The following is a 20,667-nucleotide window of genomic DNA, read 5'->3' as shown; positions in this document are numbered from 1 at the left end:
GCGGACGTAGCTCAGTTGGTAGAGCGCAACCTTGCCAAGGTTGAGGTCGCGAGTTCGAGCCTCGTCGTCCGCTCCATCGAAAGGCCCCGGTCACCGACCGGGGCCTTTTCCGTCACTCCCAGCCGACGCCGGTGAGGCGCTCGTAGGCCTCGACGTACTTCGCGCGGGTCGCGTCCACGATGTGCTGAGGCAGCGCCGGCGGGGGCTGCTCGCCGTGCCGGTCCCAGCCGGACTCGGCGGAGGTCAGCCAGTCGCGCACGAACTGCTTGTCGTACGAGGGCTGCGCGCGTCCGGGCTGCCACTGGTCGGCCGGCCAGAAACGGGACGAGTCCGGGGTGAGGACCTCGTCGGCGATGACCAGGTTCTCGCCCTCGAAGCCGAACTCGAACTTGGTGTCGGCGAGGATGACGCCCCGCTCCCGGGCGATGTCACGGGCTCGGCCGTAGACGGCGAGGGTCGCCCGGCGGAGCTGTGCGGCGGTGTCGGCGCCGACCTGACGGGCCACCTCCTCGTAGGAGACGTTCTCGTCGTGCTCGCCGACGGCCGCCTTGGTGGCCGGGGTGAAGATCGGGGCGGGCAGTTCGCTGCCGTCGACCAGGCCCTCGGGGAGGGCGAGCCCGCAGACCGTGCGCGACACCTTGTACTCGGCGAGGCCCGAGCCGGCGAGGTAGCCGCGGGCCACGCACTCGACGGGGACCATCCGCAGCGACTTGCAGACCAGGGTGCGACCGGCCCAGTCGGCGGGGGCGCCGGCGGGCAGCTCCGTGCTGAGGACGTGGTTCGGGACCAGGTCGGCGAACTGGTCGAACCACCACAGGGAGAGCTGGGTCAGGATGCGGCCCTTGTCGGGGATCTCGGTCGGCAGCACCCAGTCGAAGGCGGACGTGCGGTCACTGGCGACCATCACGAGGTCGCCCGCCTCGTTCTGGTACAGCTCGCGCACCTTGCCGGTGTGCAGATGCACCAGGCCCGGCACCTGAAGGGGTTCGGGCTTTTCTACGAATCCGGACACGGTTCCTCCCCGTGGTTCTGTCTCAGTGGGGTGATTGTCCCGTACATCGGGATCGGCCGAGGACAGCGGGTGGGGCGAGCGGGCGTACGGACGTCAGTCGCGTTTGCAGATGCGGTCCAGGAGGTTGGCCGTGGCGCGCTGGATACGGGGATCCGCATGGCCGGGGCGGTCCAGGGCCGGGGACCAGGCGAAGGTGCCGGAGGCGAAGACCAGGGCGCCTGAAGGGGCACGGTAGAGGGAGGTCTCCTGGTGACGCAGGACGCCGCGGCTGTCGCTGTACGGGGAGTGGGCGAGGAGGATGCGGTCCTCGTGGGGCGGTAGCGCGGTCCGCGGGAAGTAGCGGTCGGCCTCTCCCGCGACCAGGTGCTCGATGCCGTCGCCCTCCCCTGCTCCGGTCGCCTCCCACAGCCAGTGTCCGGCGTTGCGGACGATCAGCGGGTGCGGCTCGGGCACCCGCCCCGCGTACTGAATGCCGATCAGCTGCTGCTCGGCCCGGTCGACCTCACGCCACAGCACGGGCCGCCCGGGCCCCCTGCGTTTGCGGCAGGTGAGCAGACGACCCGGAACGCCCGACGGCGACGGACCCAACTCGACCTGCCAGTACAGGGAGTTGGCGGAGAGGAAGACCAACGAGGTGCCGCTGTCGCGGGCGAGTTCCACGGTGCGGCGCATGCGCGTCGACCAGTACTCGTCGTGACCGGGGAAGACCAGGCCCCGGTAGCGGGTGGGGTCGACGGCGCCGACGTGCAGGTCGCGGGCGTCGGCGTAGGCGACGTCGTAGCCGTAGCGCTCCGCCCAGCGGATGAAGTCGTAGGCGTGGCCGACGTGCAGCGGGAGGCCCGCGCCGGCGTACGGACGGTCGAAGGAGACAGTGGTCGCCGCGTCGGCCTCGCCGAGGAGCCGCCCGTCGTCGTCCCACGCGTGGTAGAGGCTGGCACCGGTGCGGCCGTCCTCGGGATAGAGGTTGTAGGCCTGCCAGGTGACATCGGGGAGGACCAGAAGCAGGTCGGCGGGCTGGTGGTCGCGGACCGTGAAGGGCACGTGCGACCGGTAGCCGTCGACGGTGGTGAGGACGGCGACGTACGCGCCCACGTTCCAGTACGACGGGACCTGCAGCCGCCAGGAGAGCCACCAGTGGTGGCAGGAGACCGTGCGGTCGGCGGTCAACGGCGGAGGCTGGACGATCCCGGAGAGGCGCGGACTCGTGGTGATCTTGGCCGCGCCGTCGCCGTCGTAGTGGCCGATGCGGTAGACGTCGACGCTGAACTCCTGCGGCGGGTCGACCGTGATGTGGAAGTCGAGGGCCTCGCCCGGGGCGACCGCGCCGGTGGAGACGAACCCCTTGATCTGACGGCGGACGTCGTCGGCAGACCGGGGAGCGCCGGAACCGGGCGCGGTGCGCGGGGCGGGGACGCGGGGACCTCCGGCGCCCCGCGCGATGCCGGGGGACGGGTTCGGGTCCACGTACCAGGGGACGACCTGGCCGGTGTCGTCGAAGTACGTCTCGCTGCCGCGCAGCCAGGGGACGGGGCCCTGGCCGAAGGGGTCCGTCACGGCGTGGGCCAGCGCTCCCGACTCCCATCGGCGGGTGTGCTTCGGTCCTGGTCCGGGTCCCATGGTGCTCCCCTCCCCTGTGCCCCTCGGTGGCTCGTGGCGACTCATGGCGGCTCGTGCTCGTCCTCTTGCTCGTCCTCGTGCTCTTGCTGCCTGGTGGTGGCTCCTGCGTGCGTACGTGACGTGAGCGCTGTGCGCGTCGCCGGGTGCGAGACGCCGGGTGGGCGACAGCGGCCGGCCGCCGCCCGTCAGCCCGCCGTCGCCCGTCGTGCGCCGCCCGCCCCTGCGGCTTGTCCTATGTCCCGCGCCCTTGCCATGGGCTCGTTCGATCCCAGCACATCACATAACGCGCGCAGACGGTCACGATTCGTTGCGGATTGGCCGAAAGTGGAAGACGGTGCTCCGGTGCGTCCCGCCGGGCGGGGCACCGTGCCCTTCGCCGCGCTCAGCCCAGCCGCACCGGCTTCTCGGGGCGTATCCCCAGCTCCACCAGCCAGGTCCGCAACGGGACCGCGTCGCCGTCCTCGACGAGGCTGAGGACCCGGGGGGCGAGGTCGGCCACCCGCTCGCCGTCGACCATGAGGGTCGGGCCGTCGAGCCAGTCGAGGCCAGGGGTCGCGCCGACGGTGTCCATCGCGGCGCAGCACACCATCGCCGTGACGTGGTCGGCGAGGAGCTCCCGGTCGGAGCGCGGCGGCTGGAGGGGGAACAGGGGGAGCGCGTCGTCGTCCCAGAGGGCCGCGTCGGGACCCTGCCCGGGGGCCGGAGGACCGACGGGTGCCGCCTCGGCGGTCGCCGCCTCCTCCTTGCCGACCTCCACGCCGATGCGTGCGGCGAGGGCGGCGCTGCGGGGGTTGGGGGCCGGCAGGTCGTCGCCGTCGCCGTCGGCCTCGGCCTCGGGTCGCGGGGACGCGTCCGGGGGCGGGAGCGGCGCGGGAGGGGGACCTGCGGCGAAGCGGGCGGCGGAGTCAGCGGCATCGGTGCCGACATCTGTGCCGGAAGACGTGCCCGGTGCCTCCGTCGGCGGCAGCGGCAGCGCCGGGGACGGGTCCTTCGGCGGGAGCGCGGGCGACGGACGGAGGGGGTCCGCCGGGAAGCGGCCGTCCGCCGGGGTTGCCGGATGGGTCAGGTGGTCCAGGACGCGGGCCAGGGTGGGCCCGCCGGCGTGTGCCGCGGTCGTGGCGTCGGGGGCCCGGCGGACCCCGAGAGCGTCCAGTACCCGGTGGAGGCGGGCCGCGTCGGTACGCCACTTACGGTCCACGACCTCGTCCGGGTAGTCGTCCCAGGCCACCGGCGACCAGTGCGGGCCGGGCTCGGCGGGACCGCCGTGGAAGAGACGGGCGGCGAGCAGCGACGCGGCCTCGTCGACCACGCCGGGCTCTTCCAGCAGGTCGCATGCGGGCCGTTCGCCGAGGCGGGACGCGAAGCCCTCGGCGAGCCGGTCGCGGCGGGACAACTCGGTGAGGGCGGCGACGACTCCCGCGTCCAGCCGGGAGGGCCAACGGCCCATCCGCCAGGCGGGCAGCGCCACCCGCGTCAGGAGCCGGTCCCAGCCCGCGTACGCCAGGCCCACCTGCTCCTGGGCGACGATGCGCAGCCCGTAGTCCACGGCCTGTGCGCGCTCGGCGGCCGCGGCGGCCACCCCGCGCTCCATCTCGCCGACGTGCACCTGGCAGCCGCGCAGCATCAGCCGCGCGGCCCAGCCGACGCCGGAACAGAAGGGGCGCAGGACGGCGCTCCGGCCGGCGCGCTCGGCACAGACGGCCACCGCGGCGTCCAGCCCGCGCACGTACCGCCGGGCGGCGGCTATGTCGGGGTGGGCGGACGGGCCGGTGCCGGCGACGACCGGGGCCAGGACGGCCCGCAGCTCGCCCACCCGCATCCACCACAGGAACGGGGAGCCGATGACGAGCACGGGCGCCGTCGCCGTACGGCGGTGCAGGGTGCCGCGGGAGCCGCCCGGGCCGGCTATCTCGTCGGCCCCGCGGGGCGGCGGCGAGCCATGGGCCCGGTGCGTGCGGTCCTCCAGCCAGCTGTCGCAGTCCGGCGTGAGGGCTATCGCGGAGGGCGCGGGGACGTCCAGCCGGTCGGCGAGGTCGCGGACCAGCCGGTACAGGTCGGGGGCCGCCCGCTCGGCGACGGCGACCGTGGGGCTGACCGCGGGCCGGGCGCGGGCGACCACCAGCGCGATCACCCCGGCCGAGAGCAGGACGACGACCGCGACGGCGGACACCGCCCAGCGCGCGGCCTCCCAGCCCGCGCCCACGAGATGCCCGGCCGTCCCGCCCACGAGCAGGATCACCGCGGCGGCCGCGGGCAGCAGCGCCAGGGCGAGAGCGCGGCTGCGGATGCGCAGCACGGCCAGTGCCCGGGCGCGCGCCGCCTGCGCGCCCATCTCCACACCCATACCGGTCATGACCGGAGCTCACCCCCTCCCTGCAGTCCTGTGTCCCCCGGCTGTCTCGCAGTGCTCACTCCCCCACTGTGGCACCCGCCACCGACATCGCAATGCCGGTGGGCCAAGTGCCGGAACGACGGCCGGGACGCTTGCGCCGCACCCTAGTTGGCGCTCCGGCCCCCGTCAGCCGGATAGCTCAGCGCTCACTCGATGGAATGGCTTTGGGGAAAGGTGTATGACACAGGGCAACGATCAGGCCCCGGGTTCCACGGCCCCTCAGTGAGGGGTTCCGTGGAGGCCCGGGGCCTGGATTCCGGCGGGAAATCGCCTGGTGGGAAGGGTGGAGCTGCCGGAGCAGCCCGCGGCGGAGCGGGGCCGGAGCGTTACGCGCCCGCCGCCCTCTCGGCGATGTCCGTGCGGTGCTGGGAACCGTCGAGTCCGATGCGCGCGACCGCCCGGTAGGCGCGCTCGCGCGCCTCACCGAGATCGGCGCCGGCCGCGGTGACGGACAGCACGCGCCCGCCTGCGCTGACGACCGCGTCGCCGTCCTGCTTCGTCCCGGCGTGCAGCACATACGCGTGTGGGGCGTCCTCGGCGGCCACCTCGGCGAGGCCGGTGATGGGGTCGCCGGTGCGCGGCGCGTCCGGGTAGTTGTGCGAGGCGATGACGACGGTGACGGCCGCGTCGTCGCTCCAGCGCAGGGGCGGCAGGTCGGCGAGGTCGCCGGTGGCCGCGGCCTTCAGGACACCGGCCAGCGGTGTCCTCAGACGGGCCAGGACGACCTGCGTCTCGGGGTCCCCGAAGCGGGCGTTGAACTCGATGACGCGGACACCGCGGCCGGTGATCGCCAGACCGGCGTAGAGCAGCCCGGAGAACGGGGTGCCACGGCGGCGCATCTCGTCCACGGTCGGCTGCAGAACGGTCTCCAGGACCTCGTCGACCAGCTTCGGATCGGCCCAGGGCAGCGGCGAGTACGCGCCCATGCCGCCCGTGTTGGGGCCCTCGTCGCCGTCGAGCGCCCGCTTGAAGTCCTGGGCGGGCTGGAGCGGGACGACGCTCACGCCGTCGGTGATCGCGAAGAGGGAGACCTCCGGGCCGTCGAGGAACTCCTCGATGACGACGCGGTCGCAGGCAGCCGCGTGCGCCGCGGCGGTCTTCAGGTCGTCGGTGACGACGACGCCCTTGCCGGCCGCCAGTCCGTCGTCCTTGACGACGTACGGGGCGCCGAAGGCGTCGAGTGCCTCGGCCGTCTCCTCCGGGGTGGTGCAGACGTAGGAGCGGGCGGTCGGCACGCCGGCCGCCGCCATCACGTCCTTGGCGAACGCCTTGGAGCCCTCCAGCTGCGCGGCCTCCTTCGAGGGGCCGAAGACCGGGATGCCGGCCTCGCGCACGGCGTCGGCGACTCCGGCGACCAGCGGCGCCTCCGGGCCGACGACGACCAGTTCGGCGCCCAGTTCGACGGCCAGCGCCGACACGGCCTCGCCGTCCAGGGCGTCGACCTGGTGCAGCTCGGCGACCTCGGCGATGCCGGCGTTGCCGGGCGCGCAGTGCAGCGCGGTGACGGCGGGGTCGAGGGACAGTGAGCGGCACAGGGCGTGTTCGCGGGCGCCGCTGCCGATGACGAGGACGTTCACGGGGGTCAGCCTAACGGGCGGAGCGCGCGACGCTTTGTGCGGGCTTCCGAAGAGCGGGGGAGTCCGCACTCGTGCGTTCCTCCAGTCACCCCGCTGCAGTCGCCCCGCTACTCGTTGGTGAACTCCTCCACCACTGTCGCGCCGAGCTCGCGCACGATCAGTTCGTAACCGGAGAGGGCCGACTCGTTGAGGTCGGGGTCGTCGTCCTCCGGGGTGTCGTCCTCGGGGGCCACCGGCTCGGGGACGGCCGGGCGGGGCGGGGCGGGTCTGGCGGCGTCGGCCGCCAAGGCCGCCGCCGGCCCGGGAGGGGACACCTGGCGAGCGGGACCGGGGGCCGCGGCCGACGCCGGCGACGCGGCCGACGCCGACGGCCCGGTCGAACCGCCGCCGTAGCCGCCCGGACCGCCGGAGCCGCCCTGCCCACCGGCGTTGCCGGTGCTGCCGTAACCGCCCGGGGCGCCGCCCGCGGCACCGCCGCCACCTCCACCGAATCCTCCGGCGGGCGGGGGCGCCGAACCGCCGGACGGGTCGACGACCGCGTCGATCTTCCACTGCACGTTGAACTGCTCGGACAGCGCCTGTCGCAGTACGTCCTCGCTGCCGCTGCTCGCGAAGTTGTCCCGGGCGCCGGCGCTGACGAAGCCGATCTGCAGCGTCGTGCCGTCGAACCCGGCGACGTGGGCGTTCTGGCTGAGCAGGATCCAGGTGAACCGACGGCGGTTCTTGACCGCGTCCAGAATGTTCGGCCAGAGCATCCGGGGGTCCGGGCCACCGGAGGGCGGCGGGTACCCGGCGGGTGCGGCGGCCGGTGCGGAAGGCGCGGCCGGTGCGGCTGCCGAGGCTGCCGAAGCGGGCGCCGCCGGTACCGCCGCAGGACGGCCGCCGCCTGCCGGCGTGGCCGTGGGCCAGCCGCCGGGCCGCCGCCCGCTGCCCGCCGCGGTGGCGGTCGGCCAGGCGCCGGGGGCGGGCGCGGCGGGAGCTTCCTCCGCAGGCGGCGCGGCCGTCTCCGAAGCCGCCGGAACAGCGGGCTGGACGGCGGGGGCGGGGCCGGCGGATGCGGCGGTCGGGCCCGATGCCGCCGGCGGGGCGGACTGTACGGGCGCCGGCACGTAAGCGCCGGCCCCCTGCGGCTGCCCCTGCCCCGAGCCAGGCGCCTGTGCCGATCCCTGTGCCGATCCCTGTGCCGGTCCCTGGCCCCGGACGGCCGCACGGGCCGCCGCGGCCCCGCCGCCGTGCACCTCCGGCCCCGGTACGTAGCCCATGGCCGGCGTCACGGGTGCCATCGGCGCCGTCGCCGTCATCGGCGCCGTCTGCGGGACGGGTGCGCCCTGCGCCGCCGCCTGCACTCCGCGCTCGATGCGGTCGAGGCGGGCCATGACCGATCGTTCGTCCCCATAGGCGGCGGGCAGCATCACGCGCGCGCAGATCAGCTCGAGCTGGAGACGGGGCGAGGTGGCGCCGCGCATCTCTGTGAGGCCCTCGTTGACGAGGTCGGCGGCACGGCTCAGCTCGGCGGCGCCGAAGACGCCGGCCTGGGCCTGCATGCGCTCGATGACGTCGACCGGGGCGTCGATCAGCCCCTTCTCCGCCGCGTCCGGGACGGCGGCGAGGATGACGAGGTCCCGCAACCGCTCCAGCAGGTCGGCGACGAACCGCCGCGGATCGTTGCCCCCCTCGATGACGCGGTCCACGACCTCGAAGGCGGCGGCCCCGTCGCCGGTGGCGAAGGCCTCGACGACGGAGTCGAGCAGCGAGCTCTCCGTGTACCCGAGGAGGGAGGTGGCCATGGCGTACGTCACACCGGCGTCGCCGGCGCCGGCGAGCAGCTGGTCCATGACGGACATGGAGTCACGCACCGACCCGGCGCCGGAGCGCACGACGAGCGGCAGCACGCCTTCCTCGACGGGGATGCCCTCCTGCCCGCACACCTCGCCGAGGTACTCCCGCAGGGTCCCCGGCGGGACGAGGCGGAACGGATAGTGATGTGTACGGGACCGGATGGTCCCGATGACCTTCTCGGGCTCGGTGGTGGCGAAGATGAACTTCAGATGCTCCGGCGGCTCCTCGACGACCTTGAGGAGCGCGTTGAAGCCGGCCGACGTGACCATGTGGGCCTCGTCGATGATGTAGATCTTGTAGCGGCTGCGCGCCGGCCCGAAGAAGGCCTTTTCCCGCAGGTCACGCGCGTCGTCCACACCACCGTGCGAAGCGGCGTCGATCTCGATGACGTCGATGGATCCCGGCCCGTTCCTGGCCAGGTCCTTGCACGACTCGCACTCCCCGCACGGGGTCGGCGTGGGCCCCTGCTCGCAGTTCAGGCACCGGGCCAGGATCCGCGCGCTGGTGGTCTTCCCGCAGCCACGCGGCCCGCTGAACAGGTACGCGTGATTGACCCGGTTGTTCCGCAGCGCCTGCTGCAGCGGGTCGGTGACATGCTCCTGCCCGATGACCTCGGCGAACGACTCCGGGCGATAACGGCGGTACAGCGCGAGAGACGACACGCGTACGAGGTTATAGGCGACCACCGACATCAGACCCACGCCCAGTGCCTCCGGCCCCGCCCGGTCCGGGCCGGGAACGCAAGCGCCCCCCACGCACCCGCCAGAGCCGACCTACCCTTGCTGCCTTCCGGCCCTGGGGGAGTTCAGTCAGATAGCGCCGCGTGAGGGGCTCCGCACAGGCTACAGGATCCGAGCGGGGGGAACGAGTTCGCGAGCACTCCTCAACGTCTTGTATTGTTTGCCGCGGAGGATTCGCCTAGTGGCCTAGGGCGCACGCTTGGAAAGCGTGTTGGGTTCACACCCTCACGAGTTCGAATCTCGTATCCTCCGCCAGTGCCTCACCGGGCACGATGTCGAAGGGCCCCACCGTTCGCGGTGGGGCCCTTCGTCGTGTGTGGTTGCAGTTTTGGTTGCAGTTGCCCCGTGGGCGATCGGCAGAGCCCGGCCCCAGCGGACTCATGGCACAGCTTGTAGAGCCCGAACGAGAGCCTGGTGCCCTCGAACAGCAGGGCAACCTCGCGCGGTCACCGGAACCGTACGTTCCTCCGGAACATGACACCCGTGGACAGATAGGCTCCCCCCGGAATTGATGCGTAGGCGAACGGCGGGCGCGGTCACGCGGCGGCGAAGGGGCAGGGGCTGTGACGACGACGGTGCACGAGGTCCTGAAGGTGATCCGCGAGACGTCTCAGGACAACCATGAGCGTGGTACGCGCTTCGAGCAGCTCATGGTCAAGTTCCTGCGCACCGATCCCCAGTGGACTGAGCAGTTCAGCCAGGTCTGGCTCTGGGCCGACTGGCCAGGCGCCGCCGCGAACAAGAAAGACACCGGAATCGACGTAGTGGCCCAGGATCGGGAAACCGGCGGCTTCTGCGCCATCCAGTGCAAGTTTTACGAAACTGCACACACAGTGCAGAAGCCGGATATCGACTCCTTTCTGGCTGCCTCAGGCAAGGGCGGGTTCACCCGCCGAATGATCATCTCTACGACTGAGAAGTGGGGCCCGAACGCGGAGGACACCATGGCTGGCCAGCAGCCGCCCGTAACCCGCCTCGGCCTGTCCGACATCGCCGCGAGCCCGATCGCATGGCATCTGCCGTCACAGTCCGGGGTGACCTTCGAGGTCGACCTGAAACTGCACAAGAAGAAGTCGCCACTACCGCACCAGCACGAGGCGATCAACGACGTCTTTGCTGGCTTCGCCGAGAACGACCGTGGCAAGCTGATCATGGCCTGCGGCACCGGCAAGACCTTCACCAGCCTGAAGATCGCCGAACGGTTGCAGAGTGAGCGCGCCCTGGCCGGCCAGAGCGAACACACCACAGTGCTGTTCCTGGTGCCTTCGATCGCCCTACTCTCGCAGACGCTGCGGGAATGGTCCTCAGAGACTCAGGTCACGCTGCGCCCGTTCGCCGTCTGCTCCGACGTCAAGGTCGGAAAGCAGCAGGCCGCGAACGACAGCCAGGACATGGCGACGCACGACCTGGCGCTGCCGGCCACGACCGACCCGGACAAGCTGATCAAGCAGATCGCCAGCGTGGCGGCGGGTCCGGGCTTGACCGTGGTCTTCTCCACCTATCAGTCGATCGACACTATCGCTGCTGCGCAGAAGAAGGGCCTGGACCGGTTCGACCTGGTCGTCTGCGATGAGGCCCACCGTACGACCGGCGTCACCATCGCAGGCGCCGACGAGTCAGCGTTCGTGCGCGTCCACGACGACGGCTACCTCGGCAGCGATCGCCGGCTGTACATGACGGCCACTCCGCGCATCTACAACGAGGACACCCAGCAGCAGGCCAAGGACTCCAGCGCTGCCGTCGCCTCAATGGACAGCAAGGCACTGTACGGGCCGGAGTTCCACCGCCTCGGCTTCGGTAAGGCCGTCGAAGGGGGCTTGCTGGCCGACTACAAGGTCCTGATCCTCGCCGTGGACGAAGGCATAGTCGCCAAGACCCTCCAGCAGGGCTTCGCGGGCGGGGCCTCCGAGCTGAATCTGGACGACGCCGCGAAGATCATCGGCTGCTGGAATGCCATGGCCAAGCGGACCGGAACCTTCGCCGACGGTGCGAGCTTCGGCAAGGACGAAGCCCCGATGAAGCGCGCTGTCGCCTTCGCCCGCTCCATCGCCGACTCCGAGGCCATCGCTGAGAACTTCAACGCCATCGTCGACGCCTACGACGAAGGCGACGACGAAGTGCTGCACTGCGAGGTCGAGCACGTCGACGGCACGTTCAACACGCTGCGCCGCAACCAGCGCCTCGACTGGCTCAAGCAGGACCCGGGGCCCGCGAACGCGCGGATCCTCTCCAACGCCCGCTGCCTGTCGGAGGGCGTTGACGTCCCCAGCCTGGACGCGGTGCTCTTTCTGCACCCTCGCAACTCCGTGGTCGACGTCGTCCAGTCGGTTGGCCGTGTCATGCGCCGCGCCGAGGGAAAGTCGTACGGGTACATCATCCTGCCGGTTGCCGTCCCTGCCGGAATGCCACCGGCGCAGGCGCTCGCCAACAACGATCGCTTCCGCACCGTCTGGCAGGTCCTGCAGGCACTGCGTGCCCACGACGAACGCTTCAACGCCACCGTCAACCAGATCTCACTCAACCAGCAGCCGCCGCAGAACATTGGCATCGGGGTCGTCGGCCCGGATGACGAAGCCATTGGTGATCAGGACGGCTCCACCACCCCGGCCGACGCCCAGAACGCGCAGCAGCAGGAAGCCCAAGGCGCGCAGTACGTTCAGGATGAGCTACTCAAGCTCGAGAACTGGCGCGAAGCGATTTACGCCCGCATCGTCGAGAAGGTCGGGCAGCGCCAGTACTGGGAGCTGTGGGCGAAGGACGTTGCTGCCATCGCCCAGGCGCATGTCACCCGCATCAAGGCTGCGCTGCAGTTGAGCGACAAGCGGGCCGCGTTCGAAGAGTTTCTCGACGAGCTCCGCGCGACCATAAACCCTGGCGTCACCGAGACCGACGCCATCGATATGCTCGCCCAGCACATCGTCACCAAGCCCGTATTCGACGCCCTATTCAGCGGCTACGCCTTCACCGAGCACAACCCGGTGTCCCAGGCCATGCAGAAGATGCTCGACGTCCTCGACGACCAGGGCCTGGAGTCCGAGACCAAAACCCTGAAGGACTTCTACGACTCGGTGCGCGTCCGCGCCAAGGGCATCGACAACCACGCCGGCCGCCAGCAAGTCATCGTCGAGCTCTACGACAAGTTCTTCAAGACCGCGCTCCCGAAGACCGCTGACGCCCTCGGTATCGTCTATACCCCGGTTGAGGTCGTCGACTTCATCGTCCGCTCCACCGAGCAGGCCCTCAACAAGCATTTCGGCCGCTCCCTGACCGACGAGGGCGTCCACATCATCGACCCCTTCGTCGGCACCGGCACCTTCCCCGTACGGCTGCTCCAGTCCGGCCTGATCAAACACGACGACCTGCTGCGCAAGTACACCAGCGAGTTGCACGCTAACGAGATCGTGCTTCTGGCGTACTACATCGCCGCCGTCAACATTGAGGCCGCCTACCACGAACTCGCCAACGAGGGCGACGAGTACCAGCCGTTCGAGGGCATTGTCCTGACCGACACCTTCCAACTCGCCGAGGGCGGCGCCGCCAAGCTCGACGGCATGGATGTGCTGGAGGGCAACAGCGAGCGCGCCAAGAAGCAGAAGGCACAGCCGATCACGGTTGTCATCGGCAACCCGCCCTACTCCGTAGGCCAGGACAGCCAGAACGATAACAACCAGAACCTCAAGTATGAGACGCTCGACGCACGTATTCAGCAGACCTATGCCACTTTGTCCACAGCCACGAACAAGAATTCTCTCTACGACTCCTATATTCGCGCCATCCGATGGGCTTCAGACCGGATCCAGGACGAAGGCGTAGTCGCGTTCGTCTCGAACGGTGGCTATATCGATGGAAACACGGCGGACGGACTCCGAAAGTCCCTGGTTGACGAATTCGACGCAATCTACTGCTACAACTTGCGCGGAAATCAGCGAACCGCAGGGGAACTTGCACGCAAGGAAGGCGGCAAGATCTTCGGCTCGGGCAGCCGGAATACCGTAGCCATTCTCGTCCTCGTAAAGGGTTCCTCCCCCACTGCCAGCAACATCCTCAACTATCGCGATATCGGCGACTATCTTAGCCGCGAAGATAAACTGCGCACCCTCGGCACGCAGAGCTTGGATTCTGTTGAGTGGCAGCACCTGCAGCCGAATGCAGATGGGGACTGGATCAATCAGCGAGACGAACAATTCTCACTCTTCCCAGCCATCGGAGCCAAGGGCAAGGGAGAGTCGTCTCCACTGTTCGAACTTTTCTCTCGCGGGCTGGAGACGGGTCGAGACGCCTGGGTATATAGGTTTTCCAAGCCGCAACTTGGCGAAGACGTGGAATCGTCAGTCGACTTCTACAATAAACAGGTCGCCCAGTTTGCTCAGCATTGCAACGAGAAGGGCGTAGCAGCGCCAGGCATTACCGATGTCGACGCATTCATCGACCGGGACCCCACAAAGATCAGCTGGAACCGAATTGACAAGACTCGGGCAACCAGGCGAAATCTTTACTCGTATGACGGCCAGCACATTCAGGTAGCCTGCTATCGCCCATTCACTAAAGAGTGGGTGTACTTCAACTCTCAGATGAATAGCTACGTCAACCAGTTGCCCAGAATGTTCCCGACACCGGAGCACGAGAACTTTGGCATCTACAACGTAGGCAACGGGTCCGCCGTCCCCTTCTCTGTACTCATGCTGAATGCCGTTCCAGACCTCCACGTGACAGGTGCTGGAAGCGGAGGCCAGTTCTTCCCCCGTTACACTTATCGCCAGCTCGGCCAGGGTGACGATCTGTTCGCCGCAGCCGAGGCTGATGAGGGTTATGAGCGTGTCGACAACATCACCGACGCCACGCTCGCCGCCTACCGCGAGACCTACGCCGACCCCAATATCGTCCAGGACGACATCTTCTTCTACACCTACGCCCTGCTCCACTCCCCGGCCTACCGCGAGCAGTTCGCCGCCGATCTCAAGAAGTCCCTCCCGCGCATCCCCAAGGTGCAGGGCTTCTACGATTTCGCCGCGGCCGGCCGCACTCTCTGCGAGCTGCACCTCGGCTACGAGCAGGCAGAGCCGTACGCGGGGATCGTCGAGCAGGTCTCCGGCGCAACATCGGCGACCCCGCCCAGCGAACTCTTCCGGGTCGGCAAGAAGATGAAGTTCCTCCGGGTGAAGAGCCAGGTCGACCGCACCGCCATCGTCTACAACCCCCGGGTCACCCTCACCAACATCCCGGAGGAGGCGTACCGCTACCAGCTTGGCGCCCGCTCCGCGATCGAGTGGATCATCGACCGCTACTGGGTGAAGACGGACAAAGACTCGGGGATCGTCAACGACCCCAACGACTGGTCCGAGGATCCCCGCTACATCATCGACCTACTCAAGCGCATCGTCACGGTCAGCGTGGAGACGATGAAGATCGTCGATGCCCTGCCCCCGCTCGACATCATCGAGTGACCCGAGTGCCTGCCGCCAGTTGAACGGGGCATGAGCAAAGACCGAGTCTCTGCCCATGCCCCGTGCGTGGCCTGCAGGTTGCATCGCGGGCCAGACCAGCAACGGGATTCACAACAGCATCATCGTGTCGCCGTACTTGCCGGGGTCCTTCGCGCGATCCACAGCCTGTGCACAAGCCTCGGCGTAGGCCGTAGCGACCGCGTCCTTGTCCGTGCCTCGCACCTGGGCCTCGACCTCCTGGCCGGGGCGGCGGGTGGTGTGCCAGCGGACCGGAAGGTCCGTGTAGAGGTCGGTCTCGAACTCCCAGGCCATCACGGACCATTGGGCATCGCGGCCGGTGTTGAGCCGGTCGCCGCCGGACAGGTACACCGCGTGGGCGTGGTGGACGATCCGGCGGTCGGGCATCTTGTCGCGGATGGCCCGCGCACCGCCGGGACCCTTGTCCTCCCACTTCTCCCGGCCCCATTCCTCCGCCTCTGCCGCGTGGTTGGGATGGTCAGCGCCCCACTGCACGGCCACCGCCTCCGCATGCTCGCGGTGCAGGAACGGGATGAGGTGTTCGCCGAGCCGGGCGACGTACACCGTCGGGTCCGCCGGGACGGGGGCCTGGCTCGGGCCGGACACGGGACTTCCGAAGGCCGATGCGGGCGTAGAGGGCGTCGGCCCCCACAGCAGGGCGCCGACCTTCGCGGCGGTCTGCTGGAGCACCGTACCGGTGAGGTGCTGGTAGCGGCGGCGCATCCGGGCGGACTTGCCGGGCTCCCAGCCCATGATGCGGTCGACGACCGCCTCCGGGACGCCGAGGATCAGCAGCACGGTCGCGGCGGTGTGGCGGGCGTCGTGGAGTCGGCCCTCGCGGACGCCGGCGGCCTTCAGCAGGTCCTTCCACCTGTGGTGGTCGGTGTTGGGGTTGAGCGGCTCGCCGGTCGGCGAGGTGAATACGTACCCCTTCTCCACCCACAGGTCACGGGCGAGGGTCCGCTCGCGGTCCTGCTCCTCCTTGTGCCGTCGCAGCAGGGTCAGCAGCTGCTCGGGTACGCCGATCGAACGTTTGCCGGCGCGGGTCTTGGTGTCCTTCGTCTCGCGTCGAGTGTTGATCTTCTGGGGGCAGTAACCGGGCTTGCGGCCGCACTTGTTGCCACAGCCGTGCTTGTAGCGGGGCCGCAGGCGACCCCGGCGCACTACGAGCACGCCTTCCCTGAAGTGCACGTCGTCCCACTTCAGGCCGAGGGCTTCGCCCTGGCGCAGGCCGAGCGCGAGTGCGATGACCCAGCGAGCGTGGTTGCGGTGCTTGCCCGCTTCGAGGAGGAGGTGCTGGATCTCCTCAAGGGTGTACGGCTCGACCTCGTCCTCTTCGACCTTGGGGGCCTTGGCGATGGAGGCCGGGTTGGCAGTGAGGTGGCGGCGACGTACGGCCTCGTTGAGTGCCGTGTTGGCCGTGCGGTGCGCCTGGTGGGCGGTGCCGGCGGCGCTGCCGTTCGCCTGCATCTTCTGGTAGAAGCGCTCCAGGTGCTCGGGCTCCAGCTTCTCCAGGCGGTGGGCGCCCAGGCCGGGTATGAGGTGGTGGTAGACCGCTACGCGGTAGCCGTCGATGGTGTTCTCACCGACGTTGGGCGCGGCGATGTTCTCCACCCAGTGGGTCAGCCAGGTCTCGACCGTCCAGGTCTGGCCGACCTTGCGGACGCCGGTGGAGTCGCGCTGCTTCTCTAGGTCGCGTACGGCCTTGGTGATCTCGGGGCGGGTCTTGCGGCTGACGTGGCGGCGGTCCGGGCTGCCGTCGTCCTTGACGCCGACACTGACGTAGCCGTGCCAGCGGCCGTCCTTGCCGAGGAAGATGGTGGAGGCACCATTGGGCTGGCGGGACTTCGGGGACTTGGTCATTCCGTCCCCTTCAGGCCGCGGTCGTGTAGTCCGCCGAGTCGGAGCGCCTGGCTAGGAAGTCGTTCAGCGCCTCGGCGGGTATGCGGCGCAGCCGGCCGATCTTCACGGAGGAGATCTCGCCGGAGGAGACGTACTCGTACAGCTTGGTGCGGCCGACGCCGATCCGCCGTGCGGCTTCGGCGACGGTGAGGCCGACGAGGGTGGCATCGCCGTGGGAGGCGTCGCGCTGGTTCATCAGAGCGCGCAGCTCAGTCTCGGAGACGCCGAGGAGCTGGGCGATCTGGGTGATGGGCAGGGCGTTTTCGGGCAAGGAGAAGTCCGTTTCCTGGCAGGCGATGGGGCGGCAACCCCGGCCTGGCCGGTTGATCTCGGGATGTGTGCGGTGGGTTCCGTGCCTGGGGGTTTGCGGGGCCCAGGTCGGGCGGCAGAAGCGCTACGCGTCAGGAGCGGAGTCTGCGTGATCAGGGTCGGATTGCGTGCCGGGCGGGGGCCCGTAGATCTCCGCGTTCATCTTCATGAGGCTTTCGGCGATGGCGTTGGAGACCATCGCTTCCGCCTCTTCGCGGATGTCGGGGTGTTCAGCGATGTAGGCGTCGAAGTCGTCACGAGCGCGGGTGAACACGTGCTGGGCGCGCTGGGTCTCCTGGTGGGCGGCGACGACCTTGTCGATGAGTTCCATGGCGCGGCCCTTCGCAGCGAGCTGCGGAGGGCCGGCAAGGTTTCGGAGGTCGACGCCGAAGATCTCGGCGAACCCGATCGCCTCATCGAGATTGATGCGTCGCTTGCGGTTCTCGATTCGCCAGACCGCGGACGGGTTCATTTCGAAGCCGGCCTCGTTCAGGCGGTCGGACAGAGCGGTCGTGCTCCAGCCGCGCCGCTCACGTTCGAGCTTGATCCGTACAGCGGCGTTCTCCTCGCCGCTGAGCAAGATCCCCTCGGGGGTCTCGTCGTCTGCCATCCACCCCCTCCTTCCTGTCGCAGGGAACCCCTGCGATATGCAGGGAATCAAAACTGTACCACACGCTCTGCGTTCAGCAGGGGATTTATGCGATACGCATAGACGGTGATCATCGACACTCTCTGCACTAGGCAGAGATGCATTGCATTTTGCAGATCGTGTGGCATCCTGGTAGTCCTGCCCAGACACCGACCGGAGACCCGACATACAGAAAACCCCTCGGCGCGACACCGAGGGGTTCAAAGCGCAAACCTCTGAAACCGCCATCCCTAGCGATCAACCTGCCTGGCCGGGATTGCCGTCCCATGTGGCCCGCAGGAGAGGAGCTTCATGCCACAGGGTACGCCCCTGACCCCGCAGCCGCCATCCCCCGCCGTCTCCGCTGACGCCGAGCCGCCGACGGACATGCTCCACGCCCCGTTCAATATCGACGCCGAGCGTGCGGTCCTGGGCGCCTGCATGCACAGGGCCGACGTGATCGACGCGGTGCGCCCGATCATGAGCGAGGACGCCTTCTATCGGCCCGCGCACGAGACGGTGTGGCGTGCGCTGCTCGCCCTGCACCGCGAGGGCAGGCCGACCGATCCGATCGTGCTGGCCGAGTTGCTCCAGCAGCAGGGGGACCTGCAGCGTGTCGGTGGCGCCAGCTACCTGCACCAGCTTGCCAGTGCGCTCTACGACGCCGGCAGCGCGGAGCACCACGCCGAGATCATCCGCGAGAAGGCGGACCTGCGCCGCCTGCTCGCCTCCGCCGTGCGGACCGTCCAGCGTGCCCAGGAACCGGGCGCCGACCCCGAGGCGATACGCAGCGAGGTCGAAGCGGAGATGCGGGCTGAGCGCGAGCGCGCCCTCGCCTCGGGTCAGGGACGTCTGAACCGCTTCGCCACCGACGGGTGGTCCTTCGTCACGGAGACCGGCGCAGACGCCGAGCCCCTGTGGGGAACGCGCGAGAAGACGGTCTGGGCACCGGGCGAGAGCCTGATGATCGTCGGCGCTCCTGGGGTCGGCAAGACCACCCTGGCCCACCAGGTGGTATTCGCCCGCCTGGGCCTGTCGGAGACGGTCCTGGAGATGCCGGTCGCGCCCAGCAGGCGGGTGCTCTACCTAGCCATGGACCGCCCCAAGCAGATCGCCAAGGCCATGGCCCGCCGAGTCTTCGACTCCGACGAGAAGATCCTGCGCGAGGGGCTCGTCGTCTGGCAGGGCCCGCTGCCCGCCAGCCTGGACAAGGAACCCGACCTCCTCGCCGACCTCGCCGCCGCACACCGGGCCGACACGATCGTGATCGACAGCCTCAAGGACGCTGTGAGCACGATGGTCGACGACAGCCTCGCGGTCGCCTTCCACAACGCCCGCAACCGCGCCCTGCGAGAGGGCGTGGAGATCCTGGAGCTGCACCACCAGCGCAAGGCCACCGCCGATGCCCCGCGCGGCCAGCGCCCCAGCCTGGACCAGGTCTACGGCTCCACCTGGTACGTCTCCGGCGCAGGCAGCGTCCTGTTCGTCACCGGCAAGGCCGGCGACCCCGCCGTCACCCTGCACCACCTCAAGACCCCCACCGGGGAGATCGGCCCGCTGGATGTCACCCACGATCACGTGCGCGGCACCACCACGGTCGACCCCACCAAGGACCCCGCCGTCCTGCTCCGCAACGCCCCAGGCGGACTGACCGCCCGGGAGCTGGCAGTGACCCTGATCGGCGGGGGCGACCCCGACCGCGCCGACGTGGAAAAGGCACGGCGCCACCTTGGTCGCCTGGTCGACAGCGGCCTGGCCACCAGGGCCGACGGCGTCGCCGGAGGAGCCGGAGGCGGACAGCAGACCCGCTACTACGCCTCCGCACGCCACCTCACCGCCGTCGGCTGACGCCCCAGCGACAGCGCCCGGAAGCGATCACGCGACCGTACACGCGGCCCTCACTCGAACACCGGGCCGTGAACCGCTCACAGCGCTCACGCTCATCGCGAAACCGCAGGTCAAGCGATCACGCGAGCGTTCACGCCGTACACGCACGCAAGCGATCACGCGCGGGGCCCCCTTTAGAAGGGGGCCCGCGTGAACGCCCCCTGCGTGAACGCCCCTCACTCGCACGCCACAAGCCTCACCGCACCACCCTGGAGCCCGCCCTTGCACTCCCCTGCCCCGAGCGCCCCGGCAGCCATACGCGGCAACCGAAGCAGCCACGCCGGCATCGCCCTGCTCCCGCTCAACCCAGCCGCCGAGCACACGCACCCGCTGCGGGTCGCCGCGTGAACCGCCTGGGACGCATCATCCTCGTCGTCGGCCTGGTGGCCGTCGTCCTCATGGCCTTCCGGGTCTCGTGGAACGCGCTGTCCGACGTGGCCGGCGCCATCGGCGCCGACTCCACAGCCGCCCTGCTCTACCCGATCGTCGTCGACGGGCTGATGGCCCTCGCGCTGGTCGCCACGCTCGTGCTGACCGGTACCGACCGCAAGTTCGCGCTGCGGGTCCTGGCGACCTACACGATCGCCAGCCTCCTGTTGAACTACGTGCACGGCCTCATTCCGGCCCTGCACAGCACGTCGACGCAGTGGGGCCGACTGGCCGACTGGGACCCCGCGAACTGGGCTCTCGTACTGCTGGCGACCTCGCTCCCGGTCGGGTCGATCTACTTCGGGTCGGACCTCGTGGCGAAGGTGCTGCACCACAACCCCGAGTCGGCCGACTCTGCCGAAACAGCCTCTGCCCAATCGGTGAGTCGGCAACCTGACGAGCAGGCCGCACGGTCGAGGTCTGACCAGGCCGCATCGGCCCCCGAGCATCCGACCGAGTCGACCCCCATGAAGGTCGCCGAGGCGCTCGTGACGAGGCCGACTGTGGCCGACGGGTCGGTCCCGGCTACCCGACCGCACCGATCGGCCGCTGCGGCGGAGTCGACTGGAGCCGCCCCGCGTCGGGCGACCGGTCGGGTCCCTGCCACCGCCAAGTCGATCGCCGACCGCACCCGCACCGACGCCGAAGTCCTCGGCGAGGCCCGGCGCCTGACCGCCGACTGGAGCGACGACCGGCTGAGCGCCGAGCGTCTGCGCAGCGCACTACGGATCGGGCAGAACCGCGCCCGCGCCCTGCGCGATCAACTGCAGGCCGAGCGCACTGGCCAGGCCGAGCCTCTCGACGAAGCCACCTCGGAGCGACGGAGGGAGCTCGACGCAGCCCCCGTCGGCACCGCCTGATCCGCCGCAAACG

General features: G+C 69.7%; 12 protein-coding genes, 2 tRNA genes and 1 other RNA gene. 6 read left to right on the top strand and 9 right to left on the bottom strand.

Annotated features, from left to right (window positions below; genetic code table 11):
• Positions 1-76: transfer RNA gene (locus C6376_RS10675), tRNA-Gly, on the top strand.
• 36 nt (positions 77-112) lie between these two features.
• On the opposite strand, the gene C6376_RS10670 is transcribed toward C6376_RS10675, so the two are convergent.
• From C6376_RS10670 to ffs, 6 genes are all read right to left on the bottom strand, one after another.
• A complete protein-coding gene (locus C6376_RS10670) occupies positions 113-1,012 on the bottom strand; it encodes a phosphoribosylaminoimidazolesuccinocarboxamide synthase (RefSeq protein ID WP_107443204.1) in 900 nt (299 codons plus the stop codon).
• A gap of 93 nt (positions 1,013-1,105) precedes the next feature.
• Positions 1,106-2,629, bottom strand: a complete 1,524-nt coding sequence (locus C6376_RS10665) for a N,N-dimethylformamidase beta subunit family domain-containing protein (protein ID WP_107443203.1) — start codon at positions 2,627-2,629, stop codon at positions 1,106-1,108.
• 382 nt (positions 2,630-3,011) lie between these two features.
• Entirely contained in the window at positions 3,012-4,982 is a 1,971-nt protein-coding gene (locus tag C6376_RS10660; protein WP_107443202.1) for a hypothetical protein, read from the bottom strand.
• A 365-nt stretch (positions 4,983-5,347) separates the two neighbouring features.
• Positions 5,348-6,598 carry a phosphoribosylamine--glycine ligase gene (gene purD / locus C6376_RS10655; protein ID WP_107443201.1) on the bottom strand — a complete coding sequence of 417 codons (1,251 nt, stop codon included), beginning with the start codon at positions 6,596-6,598 and terminating at the stop codon, positions 5,348-5,350.
• A gap of 107 nt (positions 6,599-6,705) precedes the next feature.
• Positions 6,706-9,099 (bottom strand): DNA polymerase III subunit gamma and tau, encoded by a 2,394-nt coding sequence (locus tag C6376_RS10650; RefSeq protein ID WP_107448890.1) that lies wholly within the window; start codon positions 9,097-9,099, stop codon positions 6,706-6,708.
• Positions 9,100-9,174: 75 nt separating this feature from the next.
• Positions 9,175-9,273: signal recognition particle sRNA small type (gene ffs / locus C6376_RS10645), an RNA gene on the bottom strand.
• 71 nt (positions 9,274-9,344) lie between these two features.
• Between ffs and C6376_RS10640 the strand changes: the two genes are divergently transcribed.
• Positions 9,345-9,432, top strand: a tRNA-Ser gene (locus C6376_RS10640).
• Positions 9,433-9,740: 308 nt separating this feature from the next.
• Positions 9,741-14,621, top strand: a complete 4,881-nt coding sequence (locus C6376_RS10635; RefSeq protein ID WP_216825583.1) for a type ISP restriction/modification enzyme — start codon at positions 9,741-9,743, stop codon at positions 14,619-14,621.
• Positions 14,622-14,729: 108 nt separating this feature from the next.
• On the opposite strand, the gene C6376_RS10630 is transcribed toward C6376_RS10635, so the two are convergent.
• The 3 genes from C6376_RS10630 to C6376_RS10620 all read right to left on the bottom strand — a co-directional run bounded on the left by C6376_RS10630 (position 14,730) and on the right by C6376_RS10620 (position 17,460).
• Positions 14,730-16,502 (bottom strand): tyrosine-type recombinase/integrase, encoded by a 1,773-nt coding sequence (locus tag C6376_RS10630; protein ID WP_107443200.1) that lies wholly within the window; start codon positions 16,500-16,502, stop codon positions 14,730-14,732.
• Between the two features lie 10 nt (positions 16,503-16,512).
• Positions 16,513-16,812, bottom strand: coding sequence for a helix-turn-helix domain-containing protein (locus C6376_RS10625; protein WP_107443199.1), 300 nt, complete (start codon positions 16,810-16,812; stop codon positions 16,513-16,515).
• A 123-nt stretch (positions 16,813-16,935) separates the two neighbouring features.
• Positions 16,936-17,460 carry a helix-turn-helix transcriptional regulator gene (locus C6376_RS10620; protein WP_107443198.1) on the bottom strand — a complete coding sequence of 175 codons (525 nt, stop codon included), beginning with the start codon at positions 17,458-17,460 and terminating at the stop codon, positions 16,936-16,938.
• Positions 17,461-17,790: 330 nt separating this feature from the next.
• Between C6376_RS10620 and C6376_RS10615 the strand changes: the two genes are divergently transcribed.
• The 3 genes from C6376_RS10615 to C6376_RS10610 all read left to right on the top strand — a co-directional run bounded on the left by C6376_RS10615 (position 17,791) and on the right by C6376_RS10610 (position 20,654).
• Positions 17,791-19,326, top strand: coding sequence for a DnaB-like helicase N-terminal domain-containing protein (locus C6376_RS10615; protein ID WP_107443197.1), 1,536 nt, complete (start codon positions 17,791-17,793; stop codon positions 19,324-19,326).
• 261 nt (positions 19,327-19,587) lie between these two features.
• Positions 19,588-19,713 (top strand): hypothetical protein, encoded by a 126-nt coding sequence (locus C6376_RS46105; protein WP_301554692.1) that lies wholly within the window; start codon positions 19,588-19,590, stop codon positions 19,711-19,713.
• On the top strand, positions 19,710-20,654 hold the full coding sequence (locus tag C6376_RS10610; protein ID WP_107443196.1) for a DUF2637 domain-containing protein: 945 nt from the start codon (positions 19,710-19,712) through the stop codon (positions 20,652-20,654). The genes C6376_RS46105 and C6376_RS10610 overlap by 4 nt, the downstream gene beginning before the upstream one ends.
• Positions 20,655-20,667: the final 13 nt, after the last annotated feature.

This window comes from Streptomyces sp. P3 (assembly GCF_003032475.1).
Classification (GTDB): domain Bacteria; phylum Actinomycetota; class Actinomycetes; order Streptomycetales; family Streptomycetaceae; genus Streptomyces.
The sequence above is the reverse complement of the archived record's forward strand: the minus strand, read 5'-3'. Positions and strand labels throughout refer to the sequence as shown.